This is a genomic window from Pseudomonas xionganensis (genome assembly GCF_009763245.1).
GTDB classification, from domain to species: domain Bacteria; phylum Pseudomonadota; class Gammaproteobacteria; order Pseudomonadales; family Pseudomonadaceae; genus Aquipseudomonas; species Aquipseudomonas xionganensis.
This window is the reverse complement of sequence record NZ_WKJZ01000003.1, coordinates 432630-442500: the sequence shown is the minus strand read 5'-3', so window position 1 is coordinate 442500 and position 9871 is coordinate 432630. Positions and strand designations below refer to the sequence as shown.

The window sequence follows — 9871 nt, the reverse complement described above, 5'->3', positions numbered from 1 at the left end:
TTCACATCCCACGAGGATATTATTGTGGCTCGTACAACCTCTATTAACCGCTACCGGAACATTGGTATCTGTGCCCACGTAGACGCGGGCAAGACCACCACCACCGAGCGGGTACTGTTCTACACCGGCGTTAACCACAAGCTCGGTGAAGTGCATGACGGCGCGGCTACCACCGACTGGATGGTGCAGGAGCAGGAGCGTGGTATCACCATTACCTCCGCTGCTGTAACCACCTTCTGGAAGGGTTCGCGCGGCCAGTATGACAACTACCGCGTCAACATCATCGATACCCCCGGCCACGTAGACTTCACCATTGAAGTTGAGCGTTCGCTGCGTGTACTCGACGGTGCTGTCGTAGTGTTCTGTGGCACCTCCGGCGTTGAGCCGCAGTCCGAAACCGTATGGCGTCAGGCCAACAAGTACGGTGTTCCGCGTATCGTTTACGTGAACAAGATGGACCGTCAGGGCGCCAACTTCCTGCGCGTAGTCGAGCAGATCAAGAAGCGCCTGGGTCACACCCCGGTTCCGGTTCAGCTGGCCATCGGTTCTGAAGAGAACTTCGTGGGTCAGGTCGACCTGCTGAAGATGAAGGCGATCTACTGGAACGACGACGACAAGGGCATGACCTACCGCGAGGAAGAAATTCCTGCGGAGCTGCAGGATCTGGCTGCCGAGTGGCGCTCCAACATGATTGAAGCCGCTGCCGAAGCCAACGAAGAGCTGATGAACAAGTACCTGGAAGGCGGCGAGCTGTCGATCGAAGAGATCAAGGCCGGTCTGCGTCAGCGTACTATCGCCTGTGAAATCGTTCCGGCTGTCTGTGGTTCTTCCTTCAAGAACAAGGGCGTGCCCCTGGTTCTCGACGCCGTGATCGACTTCCTGCCTGCTCCGACCGAGATTCCGGCGATCAAGGGTATCCACCCGGATCTGATCGAGAAGCCGAAGGAAGAGCTGGCTGACGCGGACTACGACGAGCGTCATGCTTCTGACGACGAGCCGTTCTCGGCTCTGGCGTTCAAGATCGCAACCGACCCCTTCGTCGGTACTCTGACCTTCGCCCGCGTTTACTCCGGTGTGTTGTCCTCGGGCGACTCCGTGCTGAACTCGGTAAAAGGCAAGAAAGAGCGCGTGGGTCGGATGGTGCAGATGCACGCCAACCAGCGTGAAGAGATCAAAGAGTGTCGCGCAGGTGACATCGCTGCTCTGATCGGCATGAAGGACGTCACCACTGGTGACACCCTGTGCTCGTTGGAAAAGCCGATCATCCTGGAGCGTATGGACTTCCCGGAGCCGGTAATTTCGGTGGCTGTAGAGCCGAAGACCAAGGCCGACCAGGAGAAGATGGGTATCGCGCTGGGTCGTTTGGCTCAGGAAGACCCGTCGTTCCGCGTCAAGACTGACGAGGAAACCGGTCAGACCATCATCTCCGGTATGGGTGAACTGCACCTCGACATCATCGTCGACCGTATGCGTCGCGAGTTCAACGTCGAAGCCAACATCGGTAAGCCGCAGGTTTCTTACCGTGAAAAGATCACCAAGAGCTGCGAGATCGAAGGTAAGTTCGTTCGCCAGTCCGGTGGTCGTGGTCAGTTCGGCCATTGCTGGATTCGTTTTGCTCCGGCAGACGAAGGTCAGGAAGGTCTGATCTTTACCAGCGAAGTAGTAGGTGGTGTGGTTCCGAAGGAATACATCCCGGCAATCCAGAAGGGCGTTGAAGAGCAGATGAAGAACGGCGTTGTCGCCGGTTATCCGCTGATCGGCCTGAAGGCTACCGTGTTCGATGGTTCCTACCATGACGTCGACTCCAACGAGATGGCGTTCAAGGTAGCCGCCTCCATGGCGACCAAGCAGCTGGCCCAGAAGGGTGGCGGCGTTGTGCTTGAGCCGATCATGAAGGTTGAAGTTGTAACGCCTGAGGACTACATGGGTGACGTGATGGGTGACCTGAACCGTCGTCGTGGTCTGATCCAGGGTATGGAAGATTCGGTATCGGGCAAAGTGATCCGTGCTGAGGTTCCGCTGGGCGAGATGTTCGGTTACGCAACCGACGTTCGTTCCATGTCCCAGGGTCGCGCGAGCTACTCCATGGAATTCTCCAAGTACTCCGAAGCTCCGGCGAACATCGTCGAAGCACTGGTTAAAAAACAAGGCTAATCCAGCCCTTTAGGCAAGAGGTTCACTGTCGTGGCTAAAGAAAAATTTGAACGTAACAAACCGCACGTCAACGTAGGCACCATCGGTCACGTTGACCACGGTAAAACCACTCTGACTGCTGCTCTGACCCGTGTGTGCTCCGAAGTGTTCGGTTCCGCCAAGGTTGACTTCGACAAGATCGACAGCGCCCCGGAAGAGAAGGCTCGTGGTATCACCATCAACACTGCCCACGTAGAGTACGATTCCAACATTCGTCACTACGCGCACGTTGACTGCCCGGGTCACGCCGACTACGTGAAGAACATGATCACCGGTGCTGCCCAGATGGACGGCGCTATCCTGGTTTGCTCCGCTGCTGACGGCCCCATGCCGCAGACTCGTGAGCACATCCTGCTGTCCCGCCAGGTAGGTGTTCCGTACATCGTCGTGTTCCTGAACAAGGCCGACATGGTTGACGACGCCGAGCTGCTGGAGCTGGTGGAAATGGAAGTGCGTGACCTGCTCAGCACTTACGATTTCCCGGGCGACGACACCCCGATCATCATCGGCTCCGCGCTGATGGCGCTGAACGGTCAGGACGACAACGAGATGGGCACCACTGCCGTCAAGAAGCTCGTTGAGACCCTGGATAGCTATATCCCTGAGCCGGTTCGTGCCATCGACAAGCCGTTCCTGATGCCGATCGAAGACGTGTTCTCCATCTCCGGCCGCGGCACCGTGGTAACCGGTCGTGTTGAGCGCGGTATCGTCAAGATCCAGGAAGAAATCGAGATCGTTGGTCTGCGTGACACCACCAAGACCACCTGTACCGGTGTGGAAATGTTCCGCAAGCTGCTCGACGAAGGTCGTGCTGGTGAGAACTGTGGCGTCCTGCTGCGCGGCACCAAGCGTGACGACGTAGAGCGTGGCCAGGTTCTGGCCAAGCCGGGCACCATCAAGCCGCACACCAAGTTCGAAGCTGAAGTGTACGTGCTGTCCAAGGAAGAAGGTGGTCGTCACACCCCGTTCTTCAAGGGCTACCGTCCGCAGTTCTACTTCCGTACCACCGACGTAACCGGTTCGTGCGAACTGCCGGAAGGCGTTGAGATGGTAATGCCGGGCGACAACGTGAAAATGGTTGTTACCCTGATCAAGCCGATCGCCATGGAAGACGGCCTGCGTTTCGCGATTCGCGAAGGTGGTCGTACCGTTGGTGCTGGCGTGGTTGCCAAGATCGTCGAGTAATCGACTGATCTGATCCAAAAAAAGCCCCCGCCTCGCGGGGGCTTTTTTTATATGTCATTCGGCTTGGCTGGCTAGTGGGGTGAAGTGCCGGGTGCGTTGCGCTGGTTATTTTCTAACCGGGTTGACACTCTGTAGAGGCATCTATAGAATCACGCCTCCTTTTAACGGGCGTAGTGCGTCCGTTGGGAATAGCAGCTTGGAATCTGAGGTCAAAATGCAAAACCAACAAATCCGTATTCGGTTGAAGGCTTTTGACCATCGCCTGATCGATCAATCAACCCAGGAAATCGTGGAAACCGCGAAACGTACTGGTGCTCAGGTGCGTGGTCCGATTCCTCTGCCTACCCGCAAAGAGCGGTTCACTGTACTGACTTCTCCGCACGTCAACAAAGACGCGCGTGATCAGTACGAGATCCGTACTCATAAGCGTGTTCTGGACATTGTCCAGCCAACGGATAAAACCGTTGATGCTCTTATGAAGCTCGATCTTGCGGCTGGCGTGGAAGTGCAGATCAGCCTCGGCTAAAACCTTGGGGTTTTAGTCGTGTAACGCTCTGAAATGGGCGGCCATAGCGGGTGAAAGCCCCGTACACTCATGAGGTTACAACATGACTATTGGTGTAGTCGGTCGTAAGTGCGGCATGACCCGCATTTTCACCGAAGAAGGTGTCTCCATTCCGGTTACGGTCATTGAGATCGAGCCGAATCGCGTCACTCAGTTCAAAACCGAAGAAAGCGATGGCTATCGTGCAGTGCAGGTCACTGTCGGTGAGCGTCGTGCTTCGCGTGTCAGTAAGGCGCAAGCCGGTCACTTCGCCAAGGCGAATGTCGCGGCAGGTCGTACCGTCATGGAATTCCGTCTTGAAGAAGGCGAGTACCAGGCTGGCGATCTGATCAACGCTGAAATTTTCCAAGCTGGTCAGCTGGTGGATGTCACCGGTCAGTCCAAGGGTAAAGGCTTTGCCGGTACCATCAAGCGTTGGAACTTCCGCGGCCAAGACAACACTCACGGTAACTCCGTGTCCCACCGTGTACCGGGTTCCATTGGCCAGTGCCAGACTCCGGGTCGCGTATTCAAGGGCAAGAAAATGTCCGGTCACATGGGTGCTGAGCGCGTGACTGTGCAGTCCCTGGAAGTAGTGCGCGTCGACGCTGAACGCAACCTGCTGCTGGTCAAGGGTGCCGTTCCTGGCGCTACTGGCGGCAACCTGGTTGTGCGTCCGGCAGCCAAGGCTCGCGGTTAAGGGGAAGCTGACATGCAATTAAATGTAAATGGCGCTCAAGCGATCGAAGTATCCGAAGCCACTTTTGGCGGCGATTACAACGAGACCCTGGTTCACCAAGCAGTTGTGGCCTACATGGCCGGCGGTCGTCAGGGCAGCAAGCAGCAGAAGACTCGTTCCGACGTATCCGGTGGCGGTAAGCGCCCGTGGCGTCAGAAGGGTACTGGCCGTGCACGTGCTGGTACCTCTCGTGGTCCGATCTGGCGTGGCGGTGGTGTGACCTTTGCGGCCCGTCCGCAGAATCACGACCAGAAGCTGAACAAGAAGATGTATCGCGCGGCCATCCGCTCGATCCTTGCTGAGCTGGTGCGTACCGATCGTCTGGTCGTGGTTGAAGACTTCACCGTCGAAGCCCCGAAGACCAAAGAACTGCTGAGCAAGCTGAACGGCATGGGTCTGAACGACGTTCTGATCGTGTCTGATGCTGTTGATCAGAATCTGTACCTGGCTGCTCGCAACCTGCCGCATGTTGATGTTCGTGACGTGCAAGGTTCCGATCCGGTCAGCCTGATCGCGTACGAAAAAGTGCTGGTCACTGTTTCGGCCGTGAAGAAATTCGAGGAGCTGCTGGGATGAACCAGGAACGCGTATTCAAAGTGCTACTTGGCCCGCACATCTCCGAGAAGGCCACGGTTCTGGCTGACAAGCAAGGTCAGTTCGTTTTCAAGGTCGCTACTGACGCGACCAAGCTGGAAATCAAGAAGGCCGTCGAAAGCCTGTTCAGCGTGAAGGTTGAGCGTGTGACTACTCAGAACGTTCTGGGTAAGAGCAAGCGCACCGCTCGCGGTCTGGGCAAGCGTAACGACTGGAAGAAGGCAGTTATCTCCCTTCAGCCAGGCCAAGATCTCGATTTCACCAGCAGTGCTGAGTAAGGAAGGGGTGCATCATGGCAATCGTTAAATGCAAACCGACTTCCGCTGGCCGCCGTTTTGTGGTCAAGGTGGTCAACCAGGAGCTGCACAAAGGCGCTCCTTACGCTCCGCTGCTCGAGAAGAAGTCGAAGTCTGGCGGTCGTAACAACAATGGTCGTATCACTACCCGTCATATCGGTGGTGGTCACAAGCAGCATTACCGTCTGGTCGACTTCCGTCGCAACGATAAAGATGGCATTCCAGCCACTGTCGAGCGTATCGAATACGACCCGAACCGTACTGCTCACATCGCTCTGTTGAAGTATGCCGACGGTGAGCGTCGCTACATCATCGCCCCCAAGGGCGTGAGTGCTGGCGATCAACTGATCTCGGGTCTGATGGCGCCGATCAAGGCTGGTAACAGCCTGCAGCTGCGCAACATCCCCCTGGGTTCGACTGTTCACGGTATCGAACTGAAGCCGGGCAAGGGTGCCCAGATCGCGCGTTCCGCTGGTGCTTCGGCTCAGCTGGTTGCTCGTGAAGGCGTCTATGTAACCCTGCGTCTGCGCTCCGGTGAGATGCGCAAGGTGCTGGCCGAGTGCCGTGCCACCCTGGGTGAAGTTTCGAACTCCGAGCACAGCCTGCGCTCGCTGGGTAAGGCTGGCGCCAAGCGCTGGCGTGGTGTTCGTCCGACCGTTCGTGGTGTTGCCATGAACCCGGTAGATCACCCGCACGGTGGTGGTGAAGGTCGTACCTCCGGTGGTCGTCATCCGGTGTCGCCATGGGGCTTCCCGACCAAGGGCGCGAAGACTCGCTCTAACAAGCGCACCGATAACATGATCGTCCGTCGTCGCAAGTAAATAGAGGGATACGACAGTGCCACGTTCTCTGAAAAAAGGTCCTTTTATTGATCTTCACCTACTGAAGAAGATCGAAGTGGCGGTGGAAAAGAACGATCGCAAGCCGGTGAAAACCTGGTCGCGTCGTTCCATGATCCTGCCACAGATGGTCGGTCTGACCATCGCTGTGCATAACGGTCGTCAGCATGTCCCGGTCCTCGTGAACGAAGACATGGTCGGCCACAAACTGGGCGAATTTGCCGGCACTCGTACCTATCGTGGGCACGTGGCTGACAAGAAAGCCAAGCGTTAAGGGGTAAGGAAATGGAAGTAGCCGCTAAGTTGTCGGGCGCTCGCATCTCCGCCCAGAAAGCCCGCTTGGTCGCCGACCAGATCCGCGGGAAGAAGGTGGGCGAAGCGCTCAACCTGCTGGCTTTCAGCAGCAAGAAAGCCGCCGAGATCATGAAGAAAGTGCTGGAGTCGGCCGTTGCCAACGCCGAGCACAACGAAGGCGCAGACGTTGATGACCTGAAGGTCAGCACCGTTTTCGTCAACGAAGGGCGTTCGCTTAAGCGCATCATGCCGCGTGCCAAAGGCCGTGCTGATCGCATCGTCAAGCGGTCTTGCCATATCACTGTCAAGGTTGCGGACAAGTAACGGAGTCGATCAGATGGGTCAGAAAGTACATCCCATAGGCATCCGCCTGGGAATCGTCAAGGATCACACCTCGGTTTGGTACGCAGATGGTCGCAATTACGCCGACTACCTGAATGCCGACCTGAAGGTCCGTGCATACCTGCAAGACAAATTAAAAAGCGCGTCCGTAAGCCGTATCGACATCGCTCGCCCGGCTCAAACCGCACGTATCACCATCCACACCGCCCGTCCCGGTATCGTGATTGGCAAGAAAGGTGAAGATGTTGAGAAGCTGCGCCAGGACCTGACCAAGCAAATGGGTGTGCCGGTGCACATCAATATCGAAGAGATCCGCAAGCCGGAGCTCGACGGTATGCTGGTTGCGCAGAGCGTAGCTCAGCAGCTGGAGCGTCGTGTGATGTTCCGTCGCGCCATGAAGCGCGCTGTACAGAACGCCATGCGTATCGGTGCCAAGGGCATCAAAATCCAAGTGAGCGGTCGTCTCGGTGGTGCAGAAATTGCCCGTACCGAGTGGTATCGCGAAGGTCGTGTGCCGTTGCACACCCTGCGCGCCGATATCGACTATGCCACGTACGAAGCGCACACCACTTATGGTGTGATCGGTGTCAAGGTTTGGATCTTCAAAGGCGAAGTGATTGGTGGTCGCCAGGAAGAACTCAAGCCGCAAGCACCTGCGCCTCGTAAAAAAGCTGCTAAGTAAGGGGTACGCCAAATGTTGCAACCAAAGCGTACGAAGTTCCGCAAGCAGATGACCGGCCACAACCGTGGTCTGGCTCAGCGCGGTAGCAAGGTCAGCTTCGGCGAATTCGCGCTGAAGTCTGTCGCCCGCGGTCGTCTCACCGCCCGTCAGATTGAGTCCGCTCGTCGTGCTCTGACTCGTCACGTTAAGCGTGGCGGGAAAATCTGGATTCGCGTTTTCCCGGACAAGCCGATCTCCAAGAAGCCTCTCGAAGTGCGGATGGGTAAAGGGAAGGGTAGCGTTGAGTATTGGGTAGCCCAGATCCAGCCAGGCAAGGTCCTGTATGAGATCGAAGGCGTTTCCGAAGAGCTGGCGCGTGAGGCTTTCGCCCTGGCTGCTGCAAAGCTGCCGCTCGCCACCACCTTTGTTAAGCGGACGGTGATGTGATGAAAGCGAATGAACTTCGTGAAAAATCAGCACAGCAGCTGAACGAGCAACTGCTCGGCCTGCTGCGCGACCAGTTCAATCTGCGTATGCAGAAGGCAACTGGCCAGTTGGGGCAGTCTCACCTGCTCTCGCAAGTTAAGCGCGATATCGCTCGCGTCAAGACTGTGCTCAACCAGCAGGCAGGTAAGTGATCATGGCTGAAGCCGAAAAAACAGTCCGTACGCTGACCGGCCGAGTTGTCAGCGACAAGATGGACAAGACCATCACCGTACTCATCGAGCGTCGCGTAAAGCACCCGATCTACGGTAAATACGTCAAGCGTTCGACCAAGCTGCACGCACACGACGAAAACAATCAGTGCCACGTCGGTGACAAGGTTTCCATCCGTGAAACCCGTCCCGTTGCCAAGACTAAGTCCTGGGCGCTGGTTGAAGTTCTCGAACGCGCAGTTGAAGTCTAAGAGCTAGGGGTCGGAGAAATTTTATGATTCAGACTCAATCCATGCTCGATGTGGCTGACAACAGCGGTGCACGTCGTGTGATGTGCATCAAGGTGCTGGGCGGCTCGCATCGTCGCTACGCCGGCATCGGCGACATCATCAAGGTTACCGTCAAGGAAGCAATTCCGCGCGGTAAGGTTAAGAAAGGCCAGGTCATGACCGCAGTGGTCGTTCGCACCCGTCACGGCGTTCGTCGCGCCGACGGTTCGATCATCCGCTTCGACGGCAACGCTGCTGTTCTGCTGAACAACAAGCAGGAGCCGATCGGTACCCGTATCTTTGGGCCGGTGACCCGCGAACTGCGTTCCGAGAAGTTCATGAAGATCGTCTCGCTCGCCCCTGAAGTGCTTTAAGGAGATCCGACATGCAAAAGATTCGTCGTGATGACGAGATCATCGTGATCGCCGGTAAAGACAAAGGTAAGCGTGGCAAGGTGCTGAAGGTGCTCGCTGACGACCGTCTGGTCGTTGGCGGGGTCAACCTGGTCAAGCGCCATACCAAGCCGAACCCGATGTCGGGCGTTCAAGGCGGTATCGTCGAGAAAGAAGCGCCTCTGCACGCTTCCAACGTTGCCATCTTCAACACTGAAACCAACAAGGCTGATCGCGTTGGCTTCAAGATTGAAGACGGCAAGAAAATTCGTGTCTTCAAGTCCACCCAGAAGCCGGTTGGCGCTTGAGAATCATAGGTAAAACACCATGGCACGACTGAAAGAGATTTACCGGAAGGAAATCGCGCCCAAGCTGAAGGAAGAACTGAAGCTGGCCAACGTGATGGAAGTTCCGCGCATCACCAAGATCACCCTGAACATGGGCCTGGGCGAAGCGATCGGTGACAAGAAGATCATCGAAAACGCAGTTGCCGACCTGGAAAAGATTACCGGTCAGAAAGTCGTTGTGACTCATGCCCGTAAGTCGATTGCAGGCTTCAAGGTTCGTGAGGGCTGGCCGATTGGCGTCAAGGTCACTCTGCGTCGCGAACGTATGTACGAGTTCCTGGATCGTCTGCTGTCCATCTCCCTGCCGCGCGTGCGTGACTTCCGCGGCCTGAATGCCAAGTCCTTCGATGGTCGTGGCAACTACAGCATGGGCGTGAAAGAGCAGATCATCTTCCCGGAAATCGATTACGACAAGATCGATGCACTGCGTGGTCTGGACATCACTCTGACCACCACTGCCCGTAACGATGATGAAGGCCGCGCTCTGCTGCGTGCTTTCAAATTCCCGTTCCGCAACTGA

Annotated in this window: 16 protein-coding genes; all 16 read left to right on the top strand. The window is 56.6% G+C overall.

Annotation, left to right across the window (positions count from 1 at the left end; translation table 11 throughout):
- Positions 1–24 precede the first annotated feature (24 nt).
- Complete coding sequence (gene fusA / locus GJV18_RS16945) at positions 25–2154, top strand: elongation factor G (protein ID WP_160347661.1); 2130 nt, start codon at positions 25–27, stop codon at positions 2152–2154.
- A gap of 30 nt (positions 2155–2184) precedes the next feature.
- Complete coding sequence (gene tuf / locus GJV18_RS16940; protein ID WP_160347660.1) at positions 2185–3378, top strand: elongation factor Tu; 1194 nt, start codon at positions 2185–2187, stop codon at positions 3376–3378.
- Positions 3379–3592: 214 nt separating this feature from the next.
- A complete protein-coding gene (gene rpsJ, locus GJV18_RS16935) occupies positions 3593–3904 on the top strand; it encodes a 30S ribosomal protein S10 (RefSeq protein WP_013789756.1) in 312 nt (103 codons plus the stop codon).
- An 82-nt stretch (positions 3905–3986) separates the two neighbouring features.
- A complete protein-coding gene (rplC, locus tag GJV18_RS16930; protein WP_090505796.1) occupies positions 3987–4622 on the top strand; it encodes a 50S ribosomal protein L3 in 636 nt (211 codons plus the stop codon).
- A gap of 12 nt (positions 4623–4634) precedes the next feature.
- Positions 4635–5237 carry a 50S ribosomal protein L4 gene (rplD, locus tag GJV18_RS16925; RefSeq protein ID WP_160347659.1) on the top strand — a complete coding sequence of 201 codons (603 nt, stop codon included), beginning with the start codon at positions 4635–4637 and terminating at the stop codon, positions 5235–5237.
- Positions 5234–5533, top strand: coding sequence for a 50S ribosomal protein L23 (rplW, locus tag GJV18_RS16920; protein ID WP_021444331.1), 300 nt, complete (start codon positions 5234–5236; stop codon positions 5531–5533). The genes rplD and rplW overlap by 4 nt, the downstream gene beginning before the upstream one ends.
- A gap of 14 nt (positions 5534–5547) precedes the next feature.
- The gene (gene rplB / locus GJV18_RS16915) at positions 5548–6372 is read left to right on the top strand and encodes a 50S ribosomal protein L2 (protein WP_160347658.1); all 825 of its coding nucleotides are present in this window, start codon (positions 5548–5550) and stop codon (positions 6370–6372) included.
- A gap of 16 nt (positions 6373–6388) precedes the next feature.
- Complete coding sequence (gene rpsS, locus GJV18_RS16910) at positions 6389–6664, top strand: 30S ribosomal protein S19 (RefSeq protein ID WP_010486981.1); 276 nt, start codon at positions 6389–6391, stop codon at positions 6662–6664.
- An 11-nt stretch (positions 6665–6675) separates the two neighbouring features.
- On the top strand, positions 6676–7008 hold the full coding sequence (gene rplV, locus GJV18_RS16905) for a 50S ribosomal protein L22 (RefSeq protein WP_003103908.1): 333 nt from the start codon (positions 6676–6678) through the stop codon (positions 7006–7008).
- 13 nt (positions 7009–7021) lie between these two features.
- Positions 7022–7708, top strand: coding sequence for a 30S ribosomal protein S3 (gene rpsC, locus GJV18_RS16900; protein WP_160347657.1), 687 nt, complete (start codon positions 7022–7024; stop codon positions 7706–7708).
- 12 nt (positions 7709–7720) lie between these two features.
- On the top strand, positions 7721–8134 hold the full coding sequence (rplP, locus tag GJV18_RS16895) for a 50S ribosomal protein L16 (protein WP_090255798.1): 414 nt from the start codon (positions 7721–7723) through the stop codon (positions 8132–8134).
- Positions 8134–8325 (top strand): 50S ribosomal protein L29, encoded by a 192-nt coding sequence (gene rpmC, locus GJV18_RS16890; protein ID WP_002555481.1) that lies wholly within the window; start codon positions 8134–8136, stop codon positions 8323–8325. Before rplP ends, rpmC begins: the two co-directional genes overlap by 1 nt.
- Positions 8326–8327: 2 nt before the next feature.
- Positions 8328–8594: a 30S ribosomal protein S17 gene (gene rpsQ, locus GJV18_RS16885; RefSeq protein WP_160347656.1), complete on the top strand. Its 267-nt coding sequence runs from the start codon at positions 8328–8330 to the stop codon at positions 8592–8594.
- Positions 8595–8617: 23 nt separating this feature from the next.
- On the top strand, positions 8618–8986 hold the full coding sequence (gene rplN / locus GJV18_RS16880) for a 50S ribosomal protein L14 (RefSeq protein ID WP_003243907.1): 369 nt from the start codon (positions 8618–8620) through the stop codon (positions 8984–8986).
- 11 nt (positions 8987–8997) lie between these two features.
- Positions 8998–9312 carry a 50S ribosomal protein L24 gene (gene rplX, locus GJV18_RS16875; RefSeq protein ID WP_160347655.1) on the top strand — a complete coding sequence of 105 codons (315 nt, stop codon included), beginning with the start codon at positions 8998–9000 and terminating at the stop codon, positions 9310–9312.
- A gap of 19 nt (positions 9313–9331) precedes the next feature.
- Positions 9332–9871 (top strand): 50S ribosomal protein L5, encoded by a 540-nt coding sequence (gene rplE, locus GJV18_RS16870; RefSeq protein WP_160347654.1) that lies wholly within the window; start codon positions 9332–9334, stop codon positions 9869–9871.

Bases quoted from the DNA above. Each gene is read 5' to 3' on its own strand.
- rpsJ (WP_013789756.1), top strand. From the start codon at position 3,593: ATGCAAAACCAACAAATCCGTATTCGGTTGAAGGCTTTTGACCATCGC.
- rplC (WP_090505796.1), top strand. From the start codon at position 3,987: ATGACTATTGGTGTAGTCGGTCGTAAGTGCGGCATGACCCGCATTTTC.
- rplD (WP_160347659.1), top strand. From the start codon at position 4,635: ATGCAATTAAATGTAAATGGCGCTCAAGCGATCGAAGTATCCGAAGCC.
- rplW (WP_021444331.1), top strand. From the start codon at position 5,234: ATGAACCAGGAACGCGTATTCAAAGTGCTACTTGGCCCGCACATCTCC.
- rplB (WP_160347658.1), top strand. From the start codon at position 5,548: ATGGCAATCGTTAAATGCAAACCGACTTCCGCTGGCCGCCGTTTTGTG.
- rplV (WP_003103908.1), top strand. From the start codon at position 6,676: ATGGAAGTAGCCGCTAAGTTGTCGGGCGCTCGCATCTCCGCCCAGAAA.
- rpsC (WP_160347657.1), top strand. From the start codon at position 7,022: ATGGGTCAGAAAGTACATCCCATAGGCATCCGCCTGGGAATCGTCAAG.
- rplP (WP_090255798.1), top strand. From the start codon at position 7,721: ATGTTGCAACCAAAGCGTACGAAGTTCCGCAAGCAGATGACCGGCCAC.
- rpmC (WP_002555481.1), top strand. From the start codon at position 8,134: ATGAAAGCGAATGAACTTCGTGAAAAATCAGCACAGCAGCTGAACGAG.
- rpsQ (WP_160347656.1), top strand. From the start codon at position 8,328: ATGGCTGAAGCCGAAAAAACAGTCCGTACGCTGACCGGCCGAGTTGTC.
- rplN (WP_003243907.1), top strand. From the start codon at position 8,618: ATGATTCAGACTCAATCCATGCTCGATGTGGCTGACAACAGCGGTGCA.
- rplX (WP_160347655.1), top strand. From the start codon at position 8,998: ATGCAAAAGATTCGTCGTGATGACGAGATCATCGTGATCGCCGGTAAA.
- rplE (WP_160347654.1), top strand. From the start codon at position 9,332: ATGGCACGACTGAAAGAGATTTACCGGAAGGAAATCGCGCCCAAGCTG.